Origin of the sequence: Veillonella sp. T34266-5, assembly GCF_002959815.1 — a bacterium.
GTDB classification, from domain to species: Bacteria; Bacillota; Negativicutes; order Veillonellales; family Veillonellaceae; genus Veillonella; species Veillonella atypica.
The window spans coordinates 1-25080 of sequence record NZ_PPCZ01000019.1 but is presented as its reverse complement, the minus strand read 5'-3'; the positions used below and the strand labels follow the sequence as shown (position 1 = coordinate 25080).

Annotated in this window: 22 protein-coding genes; all 22 read left to right on the top strand. The window is 39.6% G+C overall.

Annotated features, from left to right (window positions below):
• Positions 1–31: 31 nt before the first annotated feature.
• The 22 genes from VIHSUH07_RS06740 to VIHSUH07_RS06635 all read left to right on the top strand — a co-directional run bounded on the left by VIHSUH07_RS06740 (position 32) and on the right by VIHSUH07_RS06635 (position 24859).
• Positions 32–919, top strand: a complete 888-nt coding sequence (locus tag VIHSUH07_RS06740) for a DMT family transporter (RefSeq protein ID WP_105084364.1) — start codon at positions 32–34, stop codon at positions 917–919.
• A gap of 109 nt (positions 920–1028) precedes the next feature.
• On the top strand, positions 1029–2723 hold the full coding sequence (locus tag VIHSUH07_RS06735) for an ATP-dependent nuclease (RefSeq protein WP_105084438.1): 1695 nt from the start codon (positions 1029–1031) through the stop codon (positions 2721–2723).
• A gap of 120 nt (positions 2724–2843) precedes the next feature.
• Complete coding sequence (gene mscL / locus VIHSUH07_RS06730) at positions 2844–3311, top strand: large conductance mechanosensitive channel protein MscL (RefSeq protein WP_105084363.1); 468 nt, start codon at positions 2844–2846, stop codon at positions 3309–3311.
• Between the two features lie 181 nt (positions 3312–3492).
• The gene (locus VIHSUH07_RS06725; RefSeq protein WP_038141507.1) at positions 3493–4485 is read left to right on the top strand and encodes a 2-hydroxyacid dehydrogenase; all 993 of its coding nucleotides are present in this window, start codon (positions 3493–3495) and stop codon (positions 4483–4485) included.
• Between the two features lie 45 nt (positions 4486–4530).
• Positions 4531–6219 carry a glutamine--tRNA ligase/YqeY domain fusion protein gene (locus tag VIHSUH07_RS06720; RefSeq protein ID WP_105084362.1) on the top strand — a complete coding sequence of 563 codons (1689 nt, stop codon included), beginning with the start codon at positions 4531–4533 and terminating at the stop codon, positions 6217–6219.
• Positions 6220–6268: 49 nt separating this feature from the next.
• Complete coding sequence (locus tag VIHSUH07_RS06715) at positions 6269–6895, top strand: hypothetical protein (protein WP_005377393.1); 627 nt, start codon at positions 6269–6271, stop codon at positions 6893–6895.
• Between the two features lie 109 nt (positions 6896–7004).
• Positions 7005–7592 (top strand): DUF3793 family protein, encoded by a 588-nt coding sequence (locus VIHSUH07_RS06710; RefSeq protein WP_005377411.1) that lies wholly within the window; start codon positions 7005–7007, stop codon positions 7590–7592.
• A gap of 10 nt (positions 7593–7602) precedes the next feature.
• Positions 7603–8022: a flavodoxin gene (locus VIHSUH07_RS06705; RefSeq protein ID WP_005377355.1), complete on the top strand. Its 420-nt coding sequence runs from the start codon at positions 7603–7605 to the stop codon at positions 8020–8022.
• A gap of 128 nt (positions 8023–8150) precedes the next feature.
• Positions 8151–9341, top strand: a complete 1191-nt coding sequence (locus VIHSUH07_RS06700) for a RuBisCO large subunit C-terminal-like domain-containing protein (RefSeq protein ID WP_105084361.1) — start codon at positions 8151–8153, stop codon at positions 9339–9341.
• 93 nt (positions 9342–9434) lie between these two features.
• Positions 9435–10244, top strand: coding sequence for an MBL fold metallo-hydrolase (locus VIHSUH07_RS06695; RefSeq protein ID WP_105084360.1), 810 nt, complete (start codon positions 9435–9437; stop codon positions 10242–10244).
• Between the two features lie 13 nt (positions 10245–10257).
• Positions 10258–10737 (top strand): 23S rRNA (pseudouridine(1915)-N(3))-methyltransferase RlmH, encoded by a 480-nt coding sequence (gene rlmH / locus VIHSUH07_RS06690; protein WP_005377364.1) that lies wholly within the window; start codon positions 10258–10260, stop codon positions 10735–10737.
• Positions 10738–10844: 107 nt separating this feature from the next.
• Complete coding sequence (locus VIHSUH07_RS06685; RefSeq protein WP_105084359.1) at positions 10845–11300, top strand: CBS domain-containing protein; 456 nt, start codon at positions 10845–10847, stop codon at positions 11298–11300.
• Positions 11301–11458: 158 nt separating this feature from the next.
• Positions 11459–12763 carry a trigger factor gene (gene tig, locus VIHSUH07_RS06680; protein WP_105084358.1) on the top strand — a complete coding sequence of 435 codons (1305 nt, stop codon included), beginning with the start codon at positions 11459–11461 and terminating at the stop codon, positions 12761–12763.
• Positions 12764–12797: 34 nt separating this feature from the next.
• Complete coding sequence (clpP, locus tag VIHSUH07_RS06675; protein WP_005377316.1) at positions 12798–13391, top strand: ATP-dependent Clp endopeptidase proteolytic subunit ClpP; 594 nt, start codon at positions 12798–12800, stop codon at positions 13389–13391.
• Between the two features lie 12 nt (positions 13392–13403).
• Positions 13404–14657 (top strand): ATP-dependent protease ATP-binding subunit ClpX, encoded by a 1254-nt coding sequence (gene clpX, locus VIHSUH07_RS06670; protein WP_005377314.1) that lies wholly within the window; start codon positions 13404–13406, stop codon positions 14655–14657.
• Between the two features lie 65 nt (positions 14658–14722).
• A complete protein-coding gene (lon, locus tag VIHSUH07_RS06665; protein WP_105084357.1) occupies positions 14723–17032 on the top strand; it encodes an endopeptidase La in 2310 nt (769 codons plus the stop codon).
• Positions 17032–17730: a ribosome biogenesis GTP-binding protein YihA/YsxC gene (gene yihA, locus VIHSUH07_RS06660; RefSeq protein WP_105084356.1), complete on the top strand. Its 699-nt coding sequence runs from the start codon at positions 17032–17034 to the stop codon at positions 17728–17730. Before lon ends, yihA begins: the two co-directional genes overlap by 1 nt.
• Complete coding sequence (locus VIHSUH07_RS06655; protein ID WP_016475819.1) at positions 17727–18698, top strand: polyprenyl synthetase family protein; 972 nt, start codon at positions 17727–17729, stop codon at positions 18696–18698. Before yihA ends, VIHSUH07_RS06655 begins: the two co-directional genes overlap by 4 nt.
• Position 18699: 1 nt before the next feature.
• Complete coding sequence (tatC, locus tag VIHSUH07_RS06650) at positions 18700–19584, top strand: twin-arginine translocase subunit TatC (protein ID WP_105084355.1); 885 nt, start codon at positions 18700–18702, stop codon at positions 19582–19584.
• A gap of 22 nt (positions 19585–19606) precedes the next feature.
• Complete coding sequence (locus VIHSUH07_RS06645) at positions 19607–22264, top strand: valine--tRNA ligase (protein ID WP_105084354.1); 2658 nt, start codon at positions 19607–19609, stop codon at positions 22262–22264.
• 9 nt (positions 22265–22273) lie between these two features.
• On the top strand, positions 22274–23581 hold the full coding sequence (locus tag VIHSUH07_RS06640; RefSeq protein WP_105084353.1) for a bifunctional folylpolyglutamate synthase/dihydrofolate synthase: 1308 nt from the start codon (positions 22274–22276) through the stop codon (positions 23579–23581).
• A 9-nt stretch (positions 23582–23590) separates the two neighbouring features.
• The gene (locus tag VIHSUH07_RS06635; protein ID WP_060807897.1) at positions 23591–24859 is read left to right on the top strand and encodes an O-antigen ligase family protein; all 1269 of its coding nucleotides are present in this window, start codon (positions 23591–23593) and stop codon (positions 24857–24859) included.
• Positions 24860–25080 lie beyond the last annotated feature (221 nt).

Genomic DNA, 25080 nt, shown 5'->3' with positions numbered 1-25080 from the left:
GATATATTGTATTGATGAGATAGGGGGATATATGGCAAAAAAAGGTTTAATTTATGCACTCCTTTCGGCACTATTGCTGAGTACTATGAATTTGTTCGTTAAGATGCTAGGATCCAATATTCCATCTGGAGAGATTGCTTTCTTTCGCGGATTATTTGGCACCGTTGCGGTCCTTGTCGTTATGTATATGAAGGGTATCCGGTTTTCCACGGAGGATAGGGGCTTGCTTGTTATGCGAGGCCTCTATGGCGGCTTTGGCATGGTGTGTAACTTTATAGCCTTGGTACATATGAAGATGTCTGATGCTACCATATTGTTTCAAACATCGGGTATTTTCGTGTTTATCTTTAGCGCCTTTTTCTTAAAGGAACGCGTTCCAAAGGGTGCTGGTAAATGGCTTATTCTAATCTTCATAGCCGTGATGGTGATGGTTAATCCGTTTAGCTATGGTGGATTTACCTGGTATGCACTAGTCGCTGTATTGGGTGCTGCTTTATCGGCCGCAGCATATACGACGATTCGCTCTATTAGTAAGCATGGTAAGCATAGTAATTTTGAAATTATGGCGTATTTCTTGATTACAGGTATGATTGCCGGTCTTGTGACGACCGATGGATTTGTAATGCCAGAAGGTCAAGAATGGCTCATTATTACTGCTATTGGCGGTATAACCGTAGTGGCTCAATTCTTCTTGACGGGTGCTTTTGTTACAACAAATGCTGTTGTAGCTCAATTCTTGCAATATGTAGGCGTCTTTATTAGCTCCTTCTATGGTTTTTTATTCTTTGGTGAAAGCTTATCCATCGAAACGGTAGGCGCTGGTATCGCCATGTTTGTGGCGTCCGTTATGTTGGCACGCTTAAAAGAGCAAAATGGGCCTATACGTGAAGGCAAGGTCATAGAGGAAAAAACAAAATAAATGTCGAATACTATATAAGTAGTATTGGTGCATAATCAAGATGCGACCATCAATTAGGGATATCATTGTATGGTTGCATCTTTTTGTATATTGTAGGAGTGTGATGGCTATGTTTATGGAGTGGATTAAAATTGAGAATTACCGTAATCTCGTAGATGTTGAACTACACTTTCACAATGATATTAATTACTTCGTAGGCGAAAATGCAGTGGGGAAATCCAATTTTCTTGACCTCTTAGAGCAAATGATGAATGCACGAGGTTTTCAAGAAAGTGACTTTGCTGATGTACATAGACCGATACGCATTGAGTGTAAAATGTCCTTTTCTGAGCTCAATACATCATTTCAGGATATGATTGGTCCAGAAGATGGTACGTATCTACGCCTTGAACAAGTGGTACAAGAGGTATATCCACGACTCTATAAGATGGATGGAGAGAAATTGACACCGTTACCATTGTCTATGTTGCGTCATACAATCTATATGTGTCATCGCGATACATCGGAGGCGGAACTTTATTCCATTCCTACATCGGTGTATATGGAACTGGGGAAACAGCTTGTTACCTATCTGCCTAAGACTGGGTTGACATCAGATGATGCCATCGCATTAGATAGCTTTATCAATGTAAGAATGGGGCTTGATCCCGAATGTGTTCTTAATATTCAGCGTCTTGTAGAACTGTTAACATCCTCTACAGAGGCAAACTTAATTCGTAAGTATTCCATAGATAATGTACGGCTTATCATGGCGGTAGCACTAAAGATTTTGGCTCAAATTTACATGAAGGTGCACAGTGCATCTACTAATTTAGAATCACTGCTCGTGTATGACAGTGAGGGCCGTCGATATTTACCGGTATTTATCAGTGTCGATGAACCGGAATTACATTTGAGTCCTTATTTGCAACGAGCCGTGCTCAGCTATTATCGTCAAATTGCAACCAATGAAAATGCTGAATTTTTAGCGTTAATTAAACAGCTATTCCAAATTGATGGCCTATTGGGTCAATTATTTGTAGTAACTCATAGTACCGATGCATTGGTAGACGATTATCGTCATATTATACGCATGTATCGTGATGAAACGGGTCTCGTTCGCGCTGCTTGCGGGGTGACCTTTAAATTTGCTCGAGAAGTAGAGAAACATTTGATTATGCATTTCCCTGAAGCGAAGGAAGCCCTCTATGCACGGTGTATCATCTTGGTAGAAGGGGAAACTGAGTATGGTAGTTTTGCAGGTATGGCCAAAAAATTAAATGTAGATTTTGATTATTTTGGTATATGTCTTATCAATGCACGTGGAGAATCTTCTATTAGTAAGCTTCATAAATTATTTAAAAGCTTTGCCATTCCGACGGTAGCACTCTATGACAGAGATGTAATGGATAAGCATAGCAAGTCTCATGTTAATGTCTTTTACACAAATGAAATCTGTTTTGAAATGGATGTAGTATCCCATTTGATTCGACATCATCATCGGGATGTATTGGACAGCATTATTCAGGATCTTATTGATACAGGGCGTGGTATGGTAACAAAGGATATGGCACGCCGCGGTTTTGCTAAGTTGGGACTTGATAATCATCAAGTGGTACAACGATGTTTGAAAAATATCAAGGCAAAGGATATAGATACATTATTGGCGTACTATTTCTCTTGGTTTTATAGCAATAAAGGTGTGATTGTAGGGCGTAGAATTGCCTACTATATACCGGATCATATGATTCCACCAGCCTTTATTGCGGTTATTGAACGGGCTAAAGTTTTATCTCTAGAATCATCTATTATGAAAATAGGATGATAAGCATATTAAAAACTTTCAATAAACTATATCGAAAAATGTTGACATAGATGCAGTTTTCTTTTATGATTAATGAGGTTAATTTTTCCGAACGGTATTAAGTGTGAGTAGGAGTTAAACATGAAGGAATTTATTAAAGAGTTTAAAGAGTTCGCTTTTAAAGGGAACATGATGGAGCTCGCTGTAGGTATGATTATTGGTGCAGCTTTCACAGCATTAGTGAATTCTGTAGTTAGCAATTTGTTCATGCCATTAATCAGTGTGTTCACTGGTGGTATTGATTTTAGCAATCTATATTTGCCATTAAGTGAAGCGTCTAAAGAGGCATTTGTAAATGGTGCTGATATTTCAACAGCTCGCTCTGCTGGTGCTGTATTGCCTTATGGTACATTCATTACTGACCTTATTCAATTCTTAATCTTAGCATTTGTTGTATTCTTAATGATTCGCGCGTTGACGAAGCTAATGCAAAGTGCTAAGAAAGAAGCTGAAGAAGCACCAGCGACTACAAAAGAATGTCCATTCTGTAAAACAGAAATCAATATTGATGCGGTTAAATGTCCTAACTGTACATCTGATTTAAAATAATCAACACACTAAGAAAGAGTTCTAGAAGCATAATGCTTTTAGAACTCTTTTTTGTTGTAACTTAGCCCTGAGTTTTGGTAAATTTCCAATTATAGGATACAATATAGATACATATAGTTTTCGTTGTAAATGATATGTTGTTACAGCATTTAAGAATATATAGAGAAGGGATGAAATGATTATGGAACGTAAACCATTAGTAGTGGTACCTGGCTTAGTGCGACGTGATGCTATTGCTTATTTACAAGAACATGTTGACGTACGTCAGTGGACAGAAAAAACTAAAATGCCTAGAGAGGTTTTAAAAGAATGGTTACGCGATGCTGATGGTTTGTGGTCTATTAATTCCATATCGGTTGATGCGGACCTTGTGAAAGATGCGCCTAATTTAAAGGTCATTGCACAAGCCTCAGTAGGCTATGACAATGTAAAGATTGATGAACTTACGGCGGCGGGCATTCCTTATGGCAATACGCCAGGTGTTCTCAACGAAACCGTAGCAGAACTCGCTTTCACATTGATTGCTACGGCCAGTCGTCGCATTATTGAAAATGCAATTTTTGTAAAAAATGGCCGTTGGGCTGAGCGTCCTTCTAATATTAAGGGCTTTGATTTGAGTCGCCGCACATTGGGTATCATTGGTATGGGCGCCATCGGTGTTTCCATTTCTCGACGTGCTCGCGCCTTTGGTATGACCGTTGTATATCATAATCGACATCAACGTAATGACGATAAATTGTATAGAACAACATATATGGAATTAGATGAGCTACTCGCTACGAGTGATGTGGTATGTATCATGGCGCCACTTACGGATGAAACGTATCATATGTGCGATGCCGAGTTCTTTAAGAAAATGAAAAAGACCGCATTGTTCGTCAATGTAGGTCGCGGTGCCATCGTTGATACAGATGCACTCATCGATGCTCTTAAAACTGGTGAAATCGATTATGCTGCACTTGATGTAACTGATCCAGAACCACTACCAGCAGATCATCCATTATTGTCCATTGATAACTGTTTAATTGTTCCTCATATTGGTTCGTATACAGATCGCACGCGATATGATATGTCCATGTTGACAGCGAATAATATCATTGCTGGTGTTCATAAAAAACCTCTACAAACATGTGTTAATGAAGAGGTGAATTATAAAATGTGCGGTCCTATATAAAATATGGTAAAATAAAAGAATATTTATCGTATGGAGGTTGTAACGTTGGAACATAAAGATACTGAACAAACTGTAGCTCCTGAAGAAGTTGTATCCATTAACTTTATCGAAGCTGAAATAAATAAAGATAATGAAGAGGGCGTATACGGTGGCCGTGTACATACGCGATTCCCACCAGAACCAAATGGGTATTTACATATCGGCCATGCTAAGTCCATTTGCCTTAACTTTGGGTTAGGCGAAGAATATAAGGGCTTAACAAATTTACGCTTTGATGACACAAATCCAGAAAAGGAAGATGTGGAATATGTAAATTCCATTAAGGAAGACGTGGAATGGCTTGGATTCCATTGGGATGGCGACGTACGTTATGCATCTGATTACTTTGGCAAAATGTATGATTATGCTAAAAAGCTTATCTCCTTGGGTAAGGCTTATGTAGATGATCAAACAGCAGAAGAAATCCGTCAAACGCGTGGCGATTTCTCTACACCAGGTACAAATAGCCCATATCGCGATCGCTCTGTAGAAGAAAATTTAAAACTCTTTGAAGAAATGAAAGAGGGGAAATACAAGGATGGCGAAAAGGTATTACGCGCTAAAATTGATATGGCGGATCCTAATATCGTCATGCGCGATCCTGTATTGTATCGTATTGTAAATGCAGCGCATCACCGTACAGGATCTGAATGGAGCATTTATCCAATGTACGACTTTGCACATCCTATTGAGGATGCTATTGAACGCATTACCCATTCCGTATGTACATTGGAATTTGAAGTACATCGTCCATTGTATAATTGGGTTCTCGAAGATTGGGAAGACACTGAAAAACCTCGCCAAATCGAGTTCGCTCGTTTAAATGTAACAAAAATGGTTATGTCTAAACGCAAATTACGTGCTCTTGTAGAGGCTGGCCTCGTATCCGGTTGGGATGATCCTCGTATGCCTACCATTTCTGGCTTGCGCCGTCGTGGCTATACACCAGAAGCCATCCGTGATTTCTGCGACCGCATTGGCGTAGCTAAGGCTGATAGCACTGTAGATATTGCATTGCTCGAATTCTGTATTCGTGAAGATTTGAAATTAAAAGCTCCACGTCCAATGGTTGTTATCGACCCTGTTAAGGTTATTATCGATAATTATCCAGAAGGTCAAACAGAACCTTGTGTGGTTGAAAATAATCCAGAAAATGAAGAACTCGGTACTCGTGAAGTTATGTTTGGTCGCGAAATTTATATTGAGCGCGCTGACTTTATGGAAGAACCGGTTAAGAAATTCTTCCGCTTGGCTCCGGGAAAAGAAGTACGCTTAAAAGGCGCTTATTTCATTACTTGCCAATCTGTTGTAAAGGATGAAAACGGTACCATTACCGAAATCCATTGTACCTATGACCCTGAAACGAAGAGCGGCAGTGGTTGCACACGTAAGGTAAAGGGTACATTGCATTGGGTTGAGGCTTCTACGGCTGTAGATATTGAAACTCGTTTATATGACTACTTGCTTAAAGAAGAATCCGATGGTAAAGACTTCTTAGCTGATTTTAATCATGAATCGTTACAAGTTATGCACAGTAAAGGTGAAGCAAGCCTTGCTAATACTGTTCCTGGCGATAGATTCCAATTCTTGCGTCAAGGTTATTTCGTAACTGATAAGGATAGCACTGCCGATCATATTGTGGTAAACCGCATCGTAGGTTTACGTGATACATGGGCAAAACAACAAAAGAAATAGTTGTGATTATACCGCCCCTTTAAGGGGCGGTTTTGTTTAGGAGAAAACTATGAAATCAATGATAGCTTTAGCTCTCGCTGGTGTTGTAGCGATGAGCACACCTGTACTTGTTGATGCGGCTAATATTAATGCTAGTAAATATGCCGCTGCATATGGAACGTATAATGGTATGAAACTTAACGAAGGTGTTACGATTTATGCCAATGCGCCAAAGGCTTTGTTCGCCGGTGCAGGTAAAACCGATGTAAAAACGGCTCTTATGCAAGCTGGTGCCAGCCGTGCCGAGGTATATACGCTTAACGTAAAACGAGAAAATGAAATGAATTACGCTGTATTTGCGAATGTGGTCGTAGGTGGTAAACATAATCTTGTTAACACCAAGCATGTGAGCACTGATGCCAGTGATGTCGGTAATTTGGTGGCGTCTATCAATGGAGGTAAAGCTGCTGAGCTAGGCCAATACCAAGTGGTGACACCTTTGGCTAAGCATAATAAAACATATGTAGGTGCACTAAAATATACAAGTAAAGATAATAATAATTCTTATAATGAGATTCTTCATATTGCTGTTTCTGAAAGTAAATACGAGGGCCCTAGTGTGCGATTTATCGCTATAGATGAAGAAAGTGATGCTAAGGTATTTCCTCGTGTGAGCAACTTGTTAACGGGTAAATAATAAATAATTATTGAAATAAATTATCAATTATCTTGACAATATTTCTCATCGAGAGTACTATGTGTATATAGTAATCAATCTCAAGTAATGAGGCGGATTCTATATAGATATGCAACAGGCAGGTACGACTATGATGAATTCAATTGACAATATCATTGGATTTCATTGTGCACCGGCAATTCGAGGCATTAAGGTCTCGAATTTGGTTTCTATTCCACGGGACATGAATGAACAAATCCAATTCGTTTTGACTGAATATAATAAAGAGTTTAATGAAAAGGGTTTATTCTTCTTTGAATTATGTCGCTGTAAAGCACGTAGACTACTATTGGTGTTCCGTGAAACACAATTACGAGACTATGTACGGCAACCTGCGGTGATGACATTTTTGAAAGCCTACGGTTATCAAGATAGTATGAGCATTATGGAGATGCTTGAACATTTGCGATATCGTATGGAATCAAGCGTTGATTTCCCTCATGAAATTGGTGTATTCCTTGGATATCCATTAATGGATGTGAAGTATTTTATTTCTCGTCGCGGTAATGGATACTCTATGTGTGGTGAATGGAAGGTTTACCACGATGTAGTAGATGCACAACGCTCTTTCCTATGTTACAAAGCATGTCGTGAATTTTGTCAAACTCAATTGATGTTGGGAAAAACATTTAGTTCATTGGTCGCAAGAACGGCCTAGGAGGTACAAGATGATTGGTGTAATTTTTTGGTCCGGTACAGGCAATACAGAAAGAATGGCTTATGAAGTAGCTGAAGGTATCAAAGCTGCAGGTCAAGACGTAGAAGTGAAATCCGTTTCTGAAGTATCTGTTGATGAAGCAGCAGCTTACGATAAATTGGCTCTTGGTTGCGCTGACATGGGTGCTGAACAATTAGAAGAAGGCGAATTCGAACCATTCTACACTGAATTAGAAGGTAAATTGAGTGGTAAAAAAGTAGCAATCTTTGGCTCCTATGGTTGGGGTGGCACTTGGTTAGAAGACTGGGGCACTCGCATTAAAGATGCTGGCGGCGAATTAGTAGCTGACGGTGTAGCAATCTTGGGTGAACCAGATGATGACGGCAATGCACAATGCCAAGAATTGGGTAAAACATTAGCTAACGCATAACAACTTCATATTATATAAAGACTATAGCGATGGATGTGACATCGCTATAGTCTTTTTTGTATCTATTTATGGAAAGGTGTACTGCTTTGGTATATAATTAAATAATGTTATTGCAAAGGAGACGCATTATGAAGGACGAGCGATTTATAGTTACCTACCGAATTGAAGCCGACACATATGAAGACGCAAAGTCTATTGCTTGGGCTGTTCAAGTAGAACAAACGATTGAATTTCCTTATGAATTTGTAACTGATCCATATATTAAAAATACAATTACCGGTCGATTGGAATCTCTCGAACCGATGGCGCCAGATTCCGCACATGCAACTGTGGGAGTGATGCCGAATGTAGTGATTGATGCTTCTCGGTATTATCTAGCTCGCATTTCATATCATGTAGATACTACCGCATTAGAAGCAACGCAATTTTTAAATGTTGTATTTGGTAACTCATCGTTACAACCTCATATTTGGGTGGTAGACATAGAACTATGTCCTACATTATTTGACGTATTCAAAGGGCCACGATTTGGATTGCATGGTATTCGTAGATTGGTTGAAACGCCTACAAGACCGATGATTCAGGCTGTAATTAAACCTATGGGAACGCCTAATGAAGAACTAGCTCGCATGTGTGCAGCGTATACGCGTGGTGGCGTCGATGTTATCAAGGATGATCATGGCATTACGAACCAATCCTTTTCGCAGTTTAAGGATCGTGTAAGACGATGTGCTGCTGCGGTGCGTGAGATGAATGAAGCGCATGGAAAACACGCATTATATGCAGCTAATGTATCTGGTGATGGCACAGATGTATTAGAACGCGCTTATTTCGCTAAAGAGGCGGGTGCTACGGCCCTTATGGTAGCCACAGGTTTAGTGGGCTCTGGTTGGTTACACAAATTGGCTACTGATGAAAAATTGCGCTTGCCGATTATTCACCACCCTGCCTATTCTGGTGGTTTTGTGAGCCCTGGTGTATCCGGCATTGCCGACTATTTACAGTTGGGATTCTTGCCTCGCCTATTTGGCGCGGATATGATGGTCTTTGTATCTTATGGAGGTCGCTTTACCTTTAGCCAAGAGCAATGTAAGCGTATTGCCGCATATATTAAACATCCTGTAGGAGTGGTGAAAGCAGGCTGTCCGGCTCCTGGTGGTGGCGTGACTGATGCGCGCCTTACAGAATTAGTTGAGTTGTACGGAAATGATACGATGTTCCTCGTTGGAGGCGATATGTTCCGTCGTGGACCAGATCTTGAGTCGAATATGGCGTATTTTATCAATCGCTTAGATGAGTTAAGTCAATTGAAAAAGTAATATTGGGTGAATTCATAGCTTTCACCTAAATACTAGCGTGATGAATATAAAGCTTTCACCTAACATTATATTTTAATTAGCTGGAGTAGATTAATGAGTGAATCCTCACCTTTAGAAGTCCATGTTCTTGCCAGTGGTAGCAAGGGTAATTGTACAGTTATAAAGAAGGGAAATTCTGTAATATTACATGATGTGGGTATTAGTTGCCGGCGCATCGTTAATGGGCTGAAAGAATTACATATCGATATGAGCCAGGTTGAGGGAATATTTATTAGCCACGAACATACCGACCATATTGCGGGGCTACAACAACTATTAAAGCGTTTTGATATTCCTGTATATACTAAGCAAGGCACGTGGCGTGAAATCCAAGATAAGTTAATCGTTCCAAAACATCAACTGGTGGAATTGACAAAGGGGAGTTTGGAGCTTGGAAATCTTACGGTGGAACCCTTTAGTGTTAGTCATGATGCGGCAGATCCTATAGGCATCAATGTATTTTCCGGTAAAGACAAGGCAACAGTTGTCACCGATACGGGGGTGATTACGGATACTATATTGCACCGATTAGATGACAGCACATTGCTAGTCTTGGAGGCCAATTATGATCCTCAAATGTTGCGTTTTGGACCGTATCAACCATTTTTAAAGCAACGCGTAGCCAGTGATGAAGGTCATTTAAGCAACGAAATGGCGGCACAGGCCTTACTTATGATGAAACGACCTGATTTTATGCAGGTCATTTTGGCACATCGCTCTGAAAATAATAATAACCCTGTCCTCGTAACGCAGACGATTGGTCAAATGCTCGTCGATGGGGGCGTTAAAATAGGACCGGAAATGAAATTACAGCATGGCCAACCTAACGAAATAGTATCCATGCAGTCTGTTCATAAAAATTAGAGGTACATCTTGTATGAAGTTTCATGTAATCTGTATTGGTAAATTAAAAGAGGCTTACCTTCGAGAAGGTGTGGCCGAATTTGTAAAACGTATGCGCCCCTATGGAGGTGTTACAATTACTGAATTGAATGAAAGTAAAATAGGGGATAAGCCCAGTGATGCGGACCGTAAACAAGTAGTCGTAGAAGAGGGACAACGGTTGTTAAAGGCCGTTCCTAAATCGGCATACACTGTATTGCTAGATGTATATGGTAAAACGATGTCTTCTGAAAATTTGGCCTCTATGGTATCTAAATTAGAGGTGGACGGCATCAGCGATATGGCCTTTATCATAGGCGGTGCCTTTGGTGTTAGTGACGAATTGCGCCGTTCTGTAAAATTTAAGTTATCCTTTAGCCCTATGACCTTTACTCATCAAATGGTTCGATTGTTGTTAGTAGAACAGATTTACCGCAGTGCTAAGATAAATCGCAATGAACCATACCATTGGTGATATACTGAACTAAATATTATTTATATACAATTTTTGAAAAAGGAGTTTTCAACTCTAAGGTCGAATAGTATAATAAAGAGTAAAGTTATATGAAGGAGGAATTCCCTATGAAAATCCAAGACGTAATGAATAAATATCCTGTTACAGTTGGTAAAGATGCTCCTATTTCTGATGTAGCAGACTTATTGGTTAAATATAATTTAACAGCTGTCTCTGTAGTGGATGAAGAAAATAAATTGTTAGGTATCATTTCAGAAGGTGATTTGTTATACAAAAAGGTTCGCCCTCATGTACCTCATTATGTAAATGTTTTGGGCGCTAGTATTTATTACAATGGCATTGGCGAATACAATGCACAATTCAAAAAATTGTTGGCATCCCATGTATATGAATTGATGACTAGCGAAGTTATTACTACAACACCGGATAAAGATGTAGAAGAAATCGTATCCGTTATGCTTGATCAACATTTGAAAAATATTCCTGTTGTAGATAAAGAGTACCGCTTGGTAGGTATTTTATCTCGCCGTGACATCATCAAATTGATTGCAAAAGATAACTAATTATTTACATATATGTAATACTAAACAGCCACTCTACATGAGTGGCTGTTTCCTTATAATGCTAAGAATTGCATTGAATTTTCATTTATGATATTATAAGGAGTGCATAATATACTACAGAAATTTGGGCGTTTGCCCTTCAAGGAGGACATATTTTAATGAAAGCAACTGTAAATCCTGTTGATCAACACGTAGTAACTTTAACTATCGAAGTACCTGCAGCAGAAGTAGACAAAGGTATCAAACAAGCGGTAAAACGCATTGCAAATCAAGTAAACATTCCTGGCTTCCGTAAAGGCCATGCACCTCGTCGTGTATTGGAAATGAACTTTGGTAAAGAAGCTATCTTGGAAGAAGCATTTGACGTATTGGCTAGCCAAAACTATAGTGCTGCTCTTCGTGAAAACGATATCGTTCCTGTATCTGATCCAGAAACAGAACGCGTACAATTCGAAGAAGGTAAAGATTTAATCTTCAAAGTAACTGTAACAAAACGCCCAGAAGTTAAACTTGGCGATTACAAAGGCTTAGAAGCTAAAAAACAAGACGCTACTGTAACTGATGAACAAATCGAAGAACAATTGAACAACATCCGTGAACAACAAGCTAAAATGGTTGTTGCTGAAGAAGGCGCTACAATTCAAAAAGACGACTTCGCAGTAATCGATTTCGCTGGTTCTGTTGACGGTAAACCATTTGATGGTGGCGAAGGTAAATCCTACCCATTACAAATTGGTTCCGGTAGCTTCATCCCAGGTTTCGAAGATCAATTGATCGGCGCAAAAGCTGGTGATGATGTAACTGTAAAAGTAACATTCCCAGAAGACTACTTCGTAGCTGAATTAGCTGGTAAAGAAGCAGAATTCAAAACTCATATCCACGATATTAAACGTAAAGAATTGCCTGAATTGAACGATGAATTCGCAAAAGAAGCAAGCTCTTACGAAACTATTGAAGAATTGAAAAACGATCTTCGTGCTAAAATGGAAGAAGAAGCATCCCGTCGTGCTATCGACACTTACAATGCTGATTTGATTCAAGCAGCTGTTAAAAATGCAACTGTAGACATTCCAGAAGTGATGATCAACGATCGTGTAGAACAAATGATTCAAGAATTGGCTATGAACATGGAAGGCCGTGGCTTGAAACTTGATGACTACTTGAAATTCTCCAATAAAACTATCGAAGATTTACGCACTGAATACAAAGATTCCGCAGCTGAAAATGTACGCGCTGATTTAGTATTGGACGCTGTTGCAACTGCTGAAGGTATCGAAGTAACTCCAGATGATATGAATCGCGAAATCTTCATTATGGCTCAAAACTTTGGGGCAGATCCTAAAGAAGTTTGGGATATTATTGCAAAAGAAGGTCGTGTAGCTATGTTGGCAGGCTCTGTAGCTCGCAAAAAAGCAGCTCGATTCATCATCGATAATGCAAAAGGTGCAGAAGCAGCAGAATAATGCTTGCTCACTAGGTACATGAAAAGGTGATTATATGTATGTACCAATCGTAGTTGAACAAGGCGAACGTGGTGAACGTTCGTATGATATTTACTCTCGCTTATTAAAGGATCGCATTATCTTCTTAGGTGGACCTATTGATGATAATGTCGCAAATGCGGTGATTGCCCAAATGCTTTTCCTAGAAGCAGAGGATCCAGATAAAGATATTCATCTATATATTAATAGCCCAGGTGGTGTTGTGACTGCTGGTATGGCTATCTATGACACGATGCAATATATTAAACCAGATGTGTCTACCATTTGCGTAGGCTCCGCTGCAAGTATGGGGGCTGTATTATTGACAGCAGGTGCAAAGGGCAAACGCTTTGCATTGCCTCATGCGCGCGTTATGATTCACCAACCATTGGGCGGTGTACAAGGTCAAGCATCTGAAATCGAAATCCATGCCCGTGAAATTCTTCGTATGCGTGAAGAGTTAAATGGTATCCTAGCAGCTCGCAGTGGCCAAGATATTGAAGTGGTAGCACGTGATACTGATCGTGATAACTTCATGAGTGCCCAAGATGCCGTTGAATACGGTTTGATTGACGAGGTGTTAACTCGCGATACTCTAGAAAGCAAGTAATGGAGGCGCTCATTGGCAAAAGATAAAGATACTATGCGTTGTAGCTTTTGCGGACGCACAAGTGATGAAGTAAGAAAACTAGTGGCCGGTCCTAATGTGTACATCTGTGATGAATGCGTAGAAGTTTGTGAACGCATCATTGAAGATGAACTTGGTGACATCGGTACAGAAGACTTTAAATTAAAAGAATTGCCAACGCCAAAAGAAATTAAAGCTCATCTTGATCAATATGTCATTGGTCAAGATGATGCTAAAGTTTCCCTTGCGGTGGCAGTATATAATCACTACAAACGTTTACAAACAGATAATGTGGTAGATGATGTAGAACTACAAAAGTCCAATGTTCTATTTATTGGACCTACAGGTAGTGGTAAAACATTATTGGCTCAAACATTGGCAAAAATGTTAGAGGTTCCATTTGCAATTGCAGATGCAACAAGCTTAACCGAGGCTGGCTATGTAGGGGAAGATGTAGAAAATATTCTATTAAAACTCATTCAAGCCGCCGATTATGATATTGAACGGGCTGAACGCGGTATTATTTACATCGATGAAATCGATAAGATTGCCCGTAAGTCAGAAAATCCTTCCATTACACGTGACGTGTCAGGGGAAGGTGTGCAACAAGCACTTTTAAAAATCTTAGAAGGTACTGTTGCTTCCGTACCACCTCAAGGTGGTCGTAAGCATCCTAATCAAGAAATGTTACAAATTGATACTACAAATATTCTCTTTATTTGTGGTGGCGCATTTGATGGCATGGATAAGGTTATTACAAAACGTACCGCTAAGAAAACATTAGGTTTTGGTGCTGATGTACAACGTGCTGAAGAACGCGATGTATCTGCGATTCTCAAAGAGGTTGTACCTGAAGATTTATTGAAATTTGGTTTGATTCCTGAATTTATTGGTCGTTTGCCTGTTATGGTAACATTAGACCTATTGGATCGGGATGCATTGGTCCAAATTCTTACAAAACCGAAAAATGCATTGACTAAGCAATATGAAAAAATTCTATCCCTTGATGGTGTAGAATTAACATTTGAAGATGATGCATTAGAAGAAATCGCTGATGAAGCATTACAGCGTAAAACTGGTGCTCGTGGTTTGCGTGCCATTATTGAGAAGGTAATGAAGTATGTTATGTATGAAGTTCCATCTATGGATGATGTGGCAAAATGCATAGTTACCAGAGAAGCCGTAAAGGGCACAGGTGAACCTATACTCAAAAATGAGGCAGACAAAGACATCCAGCTGAAATCGTAATTCGAAGAAACTCATTTCTGTGTAGGAATGAGTTTCTTTTCATAATATAAATCCTTGGAGGACATATGAATTTACTCGAAGTAGGTATTCCTACCGTTCCCCTTAGAGGGATGGTTGTATATCCGAATATCGTGATTCACCTCGATATCGGTCGAGACAAATCCATCAAAGCGGTAGAAGCCGCAATGAACGAAGATCGCATTATGGCAGTGGTATCCCAAAAGGATGATTCTGTAGATGCACCTACCGTTCATGATTTAGCCCAAATGGGTACACTTGTAAAAATTAAACAAATGTTGCGCTTACCAGGTGGTATTGTTCGTGTTCTCGTTGAAGGTATTACTCGTATTCGTGTTATGAACATTACGAGCATGGATCCTTATTATGTAGGGGACTATGAACGTGTAGCATCCATTTTCGAAGATGATGTAGAACTTGAGGCGTATCGTCGTTTAGTACAGTCTAAATTCAATGAATGGGCTGATGAAGCTAAAACGATTACTGAAGAAGGCGTTACACGCGTTATGGAATTGCGTGACCCTTGTGAACTAGCCGATCAAGTAGCATTTATGTTGCCTGTTAATAATGCAAAACGACAAGAGCTACTAGAGGAATTATCTGTTGCAAGACGATTGAACATGATTGTAGGCATTCTTAATATGGAATTACAAATTTCTGATTTGGAAAATTCCATCAACAATCAAGTTCGTCAAGCTATGGAAAAAACACAAAAAGAATATTTCTTGCGTGAAAAAATTCGCGTCATTCATGATGAATTGGGTGATAAGGGCGACCCTGAGGAAGAAGCAGATGAATTAAGAGAACAATTAAAAGCTCTTAATTTGAGTGAAGAGGTTCACAATCGTATTGATAAAGAAATCTCTCGCTATAGTCGCATGCCACAAATGATGCCAGAAGCGACCATTCTCAGAAATTATCTTGACTGGGTATTGAGCTTACCATGGAACGATGTTACCGATGATCGTCTAGATATCAATGAAGCAAAAGATATTTTAGAGGCTGATCATTATGGCTTAGAAAAGGTTAAGAAACGTATCTTAGAATTCTTAGCAGTTCGCAAATTGACCGGTAAGAATAGCGGTTCTATCCTTTGCTTAGTAGGACCTCCTGGTGTTGGTAAAACATCGTTAGCTTCATCCATTGCTAAAGCGATGAATCGTAAATTCGTACGCGCATCCTTAGGTGGCGTTCGCGATGAAGCTGAAATTCGCGGCCATCGTCGTACCTATATTGGAGCATTGCCAGGTCGTATGATTCAAGGCATTAAAAATGCAGGAACACGTAACCCTGTATTCTTACTTGATGAAATCGATAAATTGGCATCTGATTATAAAGGCGATCCATCTTCTGCATTATTAGAAGTATTAGATCCAGAACAAAATAGTACATTTAGCGATCATTTTATTGAAATTCCATTTGATTTCTCCGATGTATTCTGGATTACTACGGCGAATGTGGCCTCTAATATTCCAGGCCCATTATTAGACCGTATGGAAATCATTGAGCTTTCAAGCTACATGGAAGATGAAAAATTAGAAATCGCTAAACGCTATTTAGCACCTAAACAAATCGAAAAGAACGGTTTAAAAGATAATAAGATTAAATTATCTGATGCAGTGTTAAAGAAAATTATATCCGAATATACTCGTGAAGCTGGCGTTCGTACCTTGGAAAAAACTATCGCTAAAGTATGCCGAAAAATGGCTTACCAAGTGGTAGAACAAGATATTGAAACCCCGAAGGTTTCTGTCAAGAATTTACATGAATACTTAGGCGCGCCTATCTTTATCGATCAAGAGCGTGAAAAGAAACCTCAAGTGGGCTATGTTAACGGACTTGCTTGGACCTCTGTAGGTGGTGTAGTATTACCTTGTGAAGCTACAACAATGGCGGGAACTGGTAAATTAGCACTAACCGGTAGCCTTGGTAAAGTAATGCAAGAATCCGGTCATGCTGCGATGAGCTATATTCGTCATAATGCAAAATCCTTGAAAATTGATGAAGAATTCTATAAAAAGTTAGACATTCACGTTCATCTTCCAGAAGGGGCAACACCAAAGGATGGTCCTTCTGCAGGGATTACGATGACATTGGCTATGGTATCTGCCTTAACGGGACGTAAGGTGCGCGCTGATCTCGCTATGACCGGTGAAATCACATTGCGTGGCCGCGTATTACCAATTGGCGGTCTTAAAGAGAAATTGTTGGCAGCATTGTCATATGGTGTGAAAGAGGTCTTAATTCCAAAAGGAAATGAAAAAGATATTCCTGAATTACCAGATAGTGTAAAAGAAGGTCTTATCATCACACCTGTTAAGACAATGGATGAAGTTTTAGCAAAGGCACTTGTATAATGCAAAAGAAGAAAAAATCCACAAAACATATGGGGCCAAAACCACAATATACAAGAAAAGAAATTAAGGGGCCTCGCATTATAGCAGCAAAATATAATACATCCTGTGTAAAAGCAGATCAATATCCTGAAGGGGATACGGTAGAAGTAGCCTTTTTAGGACGCTCTAATGTGGGCAAATCCTCGTTGATTAATTCTTTGTGTAATTATCGTGGTCTTGCTCTTGTGAGTGGACAGCCAGGGAAAACAAAGACGATAAACTATTTTGATATTGAATCAAAAGAGGATATTAGTGAAACTGAAGAACGTCGGTACCACTGGTTCTTAGTCGATTTGCCTGGATATGGTTTTGCAAAAACGAATAAAGATAATCGCAATATGTGGTCATCATTTATATCAGATTATATATTGCATTCTGAACGATTAATGTTATTATGCTTGCTTATCGATGGGCGCCATCCAGAGATGCCTATCGACAAAGTAGCATTTGATTGGCTCGTTGAGGCCGGTGTGCCTCTTCAAATCGTGGTGACGAAGGCAGATAAGCTTAATGCTAAAGAGAAATCAGTAAATTTAGCAAAAATTAAAGCTATGTATCCAACTGATTCTCCACCGATTATGTATAGCTCATTGAAACATACGGGCCGTGAGTTATTACAGCAACGAATTAATAAAGTACTAGTAGGGGAGGAAGCATGAGTAATTCAAACCAGTTAGAGATGATGGAACGCATCGCTCTTGATTTAGAGGGTGTTGAACGTGCTCTTGCGTCATCCTTTAATACGGGTTCTGAAGATTTTAATACTCTGATTAGACCTTTATCCGAGGCCGGCGGTAAACGTTTGCGCGCACAATTATGCTTGCTTATTGCCAATGCAGGTACATCGGTAGAGGCGGAACGTATTAAGATTGCAGAAGCTGTAGAAATGTTACATCTAGCGACGTTGATTCATGATGATGTCTTAGATCAAGCGGAAATACGTCGTGGTGAAGAGACAATTCATAAGCATAAAGGCAATAAGGTTGCTATTTTAAGTGGTGATTATTTATTTGCTAAGGCGTTCCGTATCGTATCCGAAATGCCGCATATGGAATATTTGAAGGTCTTTTCTCATATCATCACCTGCCTTGTGGAAGGTGAGTTTATGCAAATGGAAGATGTGTATCGCATTGACCAAGGTATAGACCGATATATGACAAAGACGCAAAAGAAAACAGCCGACTTTATGGAGGGCTGCATGGAACTAGGGGGCCTGTTAGGTGGCTGGTCTAGTGATGAAATTATGTACCTAAAACGATATGGTCATGCGTTGGGGATGGCGTTCCAAATTACCGATGATATTATGGATTATCGCGAAACCTCAGACACGACAGGGAAACCTGTGGGCAATGACCTTCGAGAGGGCTTGTTAACCTATCCGTTGCTTAGTATCGTTAATGAAAGCAATCAGAATCAGTTGTTGCAAGATATTAAGAACCTTAATCATGGCGGTAATGAACAAGAGATTATCGATTATGTTATCGCTCAGGGTGGTATAGATAATACATTACGGGTAGCACAACAATATTGTGATGATGCGTTATCTGCATTACAATCTATACGTGATTTTGATGGCAAAGAGTTTTTAGTATTAGCTGTTCAAAACTTAGCAGATAGAAAGGTATAATATGGAGGCCTTCGAACCTAAAGATTTCGAATATCCCATAAAGAAACCTTCATTTGATAGCGTAGTTCGACAAAAGCGTCGGGAACAAGCACAAAAAGCAGAACAAGAGCAATATGCTGTGGTAAATACTGAACAGGAAGAGGATACTCCAGAGCCGTTATATACGGAGATGGAACAAAAGATGATGGACGAAGCTGCCAATTTATCGTTGGTAGGTCATCTATCAGAACTTCGTAGACGTATTATAATTATGGTTGTTGCTATTATCATAGGAACGGGCATTGCCTATTATTATGTAGACGTATTATTAGATATTTTATTGGCCCCTGCAGGCAAATTATATTACATGCGTCCTACGGAAGCCTTCTTTACGTATATGAAGGTATCCATCGTAGGCGGCATAATTTTGGCATCGCCTATCATACTGCATCAAATATGGCTCTTTGTGAAACCAGCATTGACAGTTCGCGAGAAATATCTATCAAACTGGATTTTACCAGTAGCCTTTTTGTTGTTTGTAACAGGTATTTTGTTTTCCTATATCTTAGTGTTGCCTGCTGCGGTTAAGTTCTTTATGGGCTTTGCCACCGATGAATTGCAACCGATGTTTTCCATTGGTCAATATATGGATTTTGTATTGGCCTTTGTATTGCCGTTCGGCTTTATATTCGAACTACCATTGATCATTATTATTATGGGATATTTTAATCTAATTACATCCCAATTTTTAAAGAAGAAACGCAAAATATTCATTTTGCTTTCCTTTATTATAGGTGCAGTAATTTCACCTACACCGGATATGTTCTCACAAACCATGATTGCATTGCCGATGATCTTATTATATGAAACTAGCCTCTTTGTGTTAGCTAAAGTGATGAAACGATAAGTACTTACTTTCAGGAGGAACGATGAAAACCTACGAAAATTTAACCACCTACAATCCTGGTGAAATCGAAAGTAAATGGTATTCCTATTGGGAAAACCAAGGTTACTTTCACGAAGAAGTAGACACTGACAAGGAACCATTTAGCATTGTATTGCCACCTCCAAATGTAACAGGTATGTTGCATATGGGGCATGCGCTAGATAATACATTACAAGATATCTTGATTCGTTTTAAACGTATGCAGGGTTACAATGTATTGTGGATGCCTGGTACAGACCATGCGGGTATTGCTACACAAATCAAGGTAGAAGAAATGCTCGCCAAAGAAGAGGGTAAATCTCGCTATGATTTAGGTCGTGAAAAATTCGTAGAACGCGTCTGGAAATGGAAGAAAGAATACGGCGATACTATTGTTAAACAAATTCGCAGCTTAGGTGCGTCCTGCGACTGGAGCCGTGAACGTTTTACATTGGATGAAGGGTACTATCATGCAGTGCGTGAAGTATTTGTAAGCCTTTATGAAAAAGGTTTGATCTATCGCGGTGAACGTATCATCAACTGGTGCCCTCGTTGTGCAACAGCGTTGTCTGATGTTGAAGTAGAACATGAAGATGAACACGGTCATTTATGGCATATTAAATACCCTGTAAAAGGTGAAGACGGTCGCTTTGTTATCGTTGCCACAACACGTCCAGAAACTATGTTTGGCGACGTAGCTGTAGCGGTAAACCCTGAAGATGACCGTTATAAAGATTTAATTGGTAAAACATTAATCTTGCCATTTGTTAATCGTGAAATTCCTGTTATCGCCGATGATTATGTAGATGCAAGCTTTGGTACAGGTTGTGTAAAAATTACACCAGCTCATGACCCTAACGACTTTGAAATGGGTCAACGTCATAACTTAGAATCCATTGTTGTTATGAACAATGATGCGACAATGAACGAAGGTGCTGGTAAATTTAACGGCATGACACGCGAAGAAGCGCGTAAACAAGTGGTAGCTGAGCTTGATGAATTAGGCTTGCTAGAAAAAATCGAAGATCATGACCATGCGGTTGGCCATTGTTCCCGTTGTAAAACGATTATTGAACCAATGGTTTCTAAACAATGGTTCGTAGATATGAAACCTCTTGCAGAGCCAGCATTGAAGGTTGTAAAAGATGGTGAAGTTCAATTCGTTCCTGAACGCTTCACTAAAACCTATGTAAATTGGCTCGAAAACATCCGTGACTGGACGATTTCTCGTCAATTATGGTGGGGCCACCGTATCCCCGCATGGTATTGTGATGACTGTGGTGAAACTATTGTTAGCCGTGAAGACATTACAGAATGCCCTCATTGTCATGGACATGTAACACAAGATCCAGATGTGCTTGATACATGGTTTAGTTCTGGTTTATGGCCATTTGCTACCATGGGTTGGCCTAAAGATACAGCAGAGCTTAAACAATGGTATCCAACAAGTGTACTCGTAACTGGTTATGATATTATCTTCTTCTGGGTTGCTCGTATGATTTTCATGGCTCTTGAGTTTGAACATGAAATTCCATTCAAACATGTATTTATTCATGGTCTTGTACGCGATAGCCAAGGCCGCAAGATGAGTAAATCCTTAGGTAATGGTATCAATCCATTAGATGTAATCGGCGAATATGGTGCTGATGCATTGCGCTTTACACTTGTAACAGGTAATACACCGGGCAATGATATGCGTTTCTATATGGAACGTGTGGAAGCAAACCGCAACTTTGCAAATAAAATTTGGAATGCTTCTAAATTCGTTCTCATGAATTTGACGAATTATGATGAAAGTTTCGTTCCTACTGAGGCTGATTTAACATTGGCTGACAAATGGATTGTTGAAAAATACAATGAAACCGTAGCAAGTATTACTGCAAATCTTGATAAATTTGAGCTTGGTGAAGCGGCTAGCTCCGTATATGATTTCATTTGGAATACCTATTGCGACTGGTACATTGAACTTGCAAAACCTCGTTTGTATAGCGATGCTAATGAACGCGATCGTCGCACTGTACAATATTTGCTTGTAACAATCTTGCGTCATATGCTTGAATTGTTGCATCCATTTATGCCATTTGTTACAGAACATATTTGGCAACACTTGCCTCATGAAGGTGAAAGCATTGTGATTGCTAAATGGCCAGAAGCATTAGCTTTCACAAATCTTACAGAGGCTGCACGTCAAATGGAAATCATGATGGATGCTATTAAAGGTATTCGTAACATGCGCGCCGAAATGAATGTACCTTTGGGCAAAAAAGCCGAAGTTATCGTAGCACCGACTGATGCGTCTATTGCTGAGGCTGTTGCAGAGCATAGCGATTATTTCGTAACACTTGCATGGGCTGAAAAGGTAACTATTCTAGGTGCTGATGATCCAAAACCTGAAAATGCAACCGTAACTGTTGTAAATGGTATGGAAGTATATCTTCTCTTGAAGGATCTTATCGATGCAGATAAAGAAAAAGAACGTATCGAAAAAGAAAAAGGTCAAATGCAAAAAGAAATTGCACGCTTAGAAGGTAAATTGAGCAATCAAGGTTTCCTTGCAAAAGCACCAGAAGCAGTTGTAGCAAAAGAAAAAGAAAAACTAGAAGAATATAAACAAAAACAACAAGCGTTGTTAGAACGTGAAGAATTCTTAAAAACCTTATAGGAGGTTTATATGACATACGAAGAAGCCTTAACGTATTTAGAAGATACCTCATCCTTTGGCATAAAACCGGGGTTAGAGCGTATTCGTGCATTATTGCAAGCGTTGGGGAATCCTGAACGAGATTATAAAATCATTCATGTTACGGGTACAAATGGTAAAGGTTCTGTAACAACCTATATTTCGTATGCTCTATTTACCAGTGGATTACGGGTGGGGCGATTTACATCGCCTCACCTTGAATCTTATACGGAGCGTATAGAAATTAATGATGTTCAAATTAGCAAAGACGCTTTTGGCAATTTGATCGATTGTGTTCGACAAGGCGTAGATAAGATTATTGTTGATGGGGTAGAGCCACCTACGCAATTTGAAATTCTAACGGCCGCAGCATTCCTATTCTTTAAAGAACAAGGTGTAGACTATGCTGTTGTAGAAGCTGGCTTGGGTGGATTACTGGATTCAACGAATGTTGTGACACCAGTGGTTTCCGTTATTACTAATGTTACCCTTGATCATCAAGCGTATTGTGGCAATACGGTTGAAGAGATTGCCAAGCATAAGGCGGGCATTATAAAAGAAGGTGTTCCTGTTGTAACGGCGGCTCAAGAAGGACCATTAAAGGTCATTGAAGAGACAGCTGAAGAAAAACATGCACCATTATATGTGTTTAACAAAAAGTTTGGTATCGATAGCCGTAGTGTAGTGCCTGGTGGGCAATTGATTACGGTCAGTGCTATTGGCGCACCGCCTGCTATGTTATTTACAACGATGGCTGGGATTCATCAATCTGTCAATTTGGCTTGTGCATTACAAGCTGTACGCCTAGTTATGGAACATGATGATGCTATTAGTGAAGAAACAATGCGCGAAGGCTTTGCCCGTGCCACTTGGGCTGGTCGTTTTGAGATTAAAAAAACGTTGGATCGGACATTTATATTTGATGGTGCCCACAATGCAGCCGGCGCAGAATCTTTCGGCATGACTTACCGTGAATTATTTGGAGATACGCCAAAAACAATGGTGATGGCTATTTTGTCAGATAAGGATGAAATGGGTATTATTCATGAAGTTGTAAAACCAAAAGATACAGTCATTGCAGTGGCTGCACCAACACCACGTACAGAGGTGCCAGAGAAATTGGTAGAAACCGTTCGGCAATGTGTGAAAGGGGTAGTGGCACAGACAGAAGATTCTGTGAGCAGTGCTCTTGATTTAGCATTACAATCGACACAAGATGGAGATATCATTGTTGTGTGTGGATCGTTATATATTCTTGGCGAAGCTCGCGGTTGGTTACAGAACCGTATGAGCCACTAGGTAATCGTTATGGAACACTCATTATTTCCAACGGAAACAAAGTTGAAGTTTTATATTGAACGACTCATTTATGGTGTGGCTATTGCCATGCCTCTACAACCGATGGTAGGGGATGTGCTCTTGTGGTTGGCCGTTGGGCTTGCCATTGTCGATTTAATACGAAGTCGTAGTCTTAGCTTGCCTACGGGCTGGTTGTCTTGGACTGTTATGTTTTTCGTCCTTTGGACGGGCGTATCAGCTGCCCTTTCCGATAATGCGCAATGGGCTTTGACAAGTTGGTTTTATCAGATTGTGGCCGGTGGCGGTATTTATTATTTAGTACGTACCTATATTAGTACGCCAAAACAGTGGCGTTATTTTCTTCAATGTACATTGGGAACGGCGATTCTCGTTTGTTGCATTGGTGCTTATGAATATATTTTTATTCCTAATCATCATATAAAGGAATGGGTTGATGCCATCCAATTTCCAAAATTAATGCGACGCATGTCGTCAACATTGACAAATCCCAATCTGTTGGGCGCTTACTTGTTGATGATTCTAAGCGTTAGTATTAGCTATTTATTGGTTTACTGGAAGGGCTTATCCGATAAAATCTTATCGGAGGAATATAAGAAACAAATCTACATGATGATTCCCATAGCATTAATACTTTTTGTTACCATGCTATTAACATATTCACGTGGCATATGGATCAGTTTTGGTGCCATGATTATTTACTGGGGAATTTTTGTAGAACGTCGTTTATTATTATCCTTGTTAGCAATCCCCATTATTCTATATTTTTATGATGGAGAAATTGCTACTCGTCTTTGGTCTATATTCCAAGGTCATGATACATCGGCTGATTTACGATGGGCCTTGTGGGATAGCACGATGTACATTGTTCGTGAAAATCCTGTGTGGGGGATTGGGTGGAATACATTTTACTTAGTATATCCAGAATATAATTATTATATTCAAGGTCCTAATGTATTGATGTATCACGCTCATAATTTATACCTTAATATGTTGGCTGAAATAGGCATACCAGGACTTATCTCCTTTATAACTGTATTAATAGGTCATGTGGTTACCTCTATACGTCTAAAAGGTGATGTGTTCCGTAAGGCTGCCTCCATCGGTGTCGGTGCTTTAGCAGTTGGTGTTCTTGTGAGCGGTTTGTCTGATTTTGAATTATATAGTCACCAAGTAACGATTACATTCTGGTTATTGCTAGGATGGGTAGGTGCTTTTGTGAAAGTTCAACAAAATCAGACTAAAATCAATCATAATTAAAACGCATCGAAAAAAATCGAAATTGTTGTGTTATGTATAATAAGAATTAGAATAAGAGTGAATTGAAGAGAATCTATATATTGTATAGAAATTCTGGTTCTATAATAAATGTTGGGGTGACACCACTACGGTGTCACTTCCAACATTATTTTTTTGCAAAAAATAAGCATACAAGGCTCACATACTTTACAATAAAAGTGACTAATTCCCAAAGAAAGGAT

What these genes read in the sequence shown, in the direction of transcription:
- tatC (WP_105084355.1), top strand. Translation starts at nt 18,700, where the DNA reads ATGGAGGCCTTCGAACCTAAAGATTTCGAATATCCCATAAAGAAACCT.
- clpP (WP_005377316.1), top strand. Translation starts at nt 12,798, where the DNA reads ATGTATGTACCAATCGTAGTTGAACAAGGCGAACGTGGTGAACGTTCG.
- mscL (WP_105084363.1), top strand. Translation starts at nt 2,844, where the DNA reads ATGAAGGAATTTATTAAAGAGTTTAAAGAGTTCGCTTTTAAAGGGAAC.
- VIHSUH07_RS06645 (WP_105084354.1), top strand. Translation starts at nt 19,607, where the DNA reads ATGAAAACCTACGAAAATTTAACCACCTACAATCCTGGTGAAATCGAA.
- yihA (WP_105084356.1), top strand. Translation starts at nt 17,032, where the DNA reads ATGCAAAAGAAGAAAAAATCCACAAAACATATGGGGCCAAAACCACAA.
- tig (WP_105084358.1), top strand. Translation starts at nt 11,459, where the DNA reads ATGAAAGCAACTGTAAATCCTGTTGATCAACACGTAGTAACTTTAACT.
- lon (WP_105084357.1), top strand. Translation starts at nt 14,723, where the DNA reads ATGAATTTACTCGAAGTAGGTATTCCTACCGTTCCCCTTAGAGGGATG.
- VIHSUH07_RS06685 (WP_105084359.1), top strand. Translation starts at nt 10,845, where the DNA reads ATGAAAATCCAAGACGTAATGAATAAATATCCTGTTACAGTTGGTAAA.
- VIHSUH07_RS06715 (WP_005377393.1), top strand. Translation starts at nt 6,269, where the DNA reads ATGAAATCAATGATAGCTTTAGCTCTCGCTGGTGTTGTAGCGATGAGC.
- VIHSUH07_RS06710 (WP_005377411.1), top strand. Translation starts at nt 7,005, where the DNA reads ATGCAACAGGCAGGTACGACTATGATGAATTCAATTGACAATATCATT.
- VIHSUH07_RS06640 (WP_105084353.1), top strand. Translation starts at nt 22,274, where the DNA reads ATGACATACGAAGAAGCCTTAACGTATTTAGAAGATACCTCATCCTTT.
- VIHSUH07_RS06655 (WP_016475819.1), top strand. Translation starts at nt 17,727, where the DNA reads ATGAGTAATTCAAACCAGTTAGAGATGATGGAACGCATCGCTCTTGAT.
- VIHSUH07_RS06725 (WP_038141507.1), top strand. Translation starts at nt 3,493, where the DNA reads ATGGAACGTAAACCATTAGTAGTGGTACCTGGCTTAGTGCGACGTGAT.
- VIHSUH07_RS06705 (WP_005377355.1), top strand. Translation starts at nt 7,603, where the DNA reads ATGATTGGTGTAATTTTTTGGTCCGGTACAGGCAATACAGAAAGAATG.
- rlmH (WP_005377364.1), top strand. Translation starts at nt 10,258, where the DNA reads ATGAAGTTTCATGTAATCTGTATTGGTAAATTAAAAGAGGCTTACCTT.
- VIHSUH07_RS06700 (WP_105084361.1), top strand. Translation starts at nt 8,151, where the DNA reads ATGAAGGACGAGCGATTTATAGTTACCTACCGAATTGAAGCCGACACA.
- VIHSUH07_RS06635 (WP_060807897.1), top strand. Translation starts at nt 23,591, where the DNA reads ATGGAACACTCATTATTTCCAACGGAAACAAAGTTGAAGTTTTATATT.
- VIHSUH07_RS06735 (WP_105084438.1), top strand. Translation starts at nt 1,029, where the DNA reads ATGTTTATGGAGTGGATTAAAATTGAGAATTACCGTAATCTCGTAGAT.
- VIHSUH07_RS06695 (WP_105084360.1), top strand. Translation starts at nt 9,435, where the DNA reads ATGAGTGAATCCTCACCTTTAGAAGTCCATGTTCTTGCCAGTGGTAGC.
- VIHSUH07_RS06740 (WP_105084364.1), top strand. Translation starts at nt 32, where the DNA reads ATGGCAAAAAAAGGTTTAATTTATGCACTCCTTTCGGCACTATTGCTG.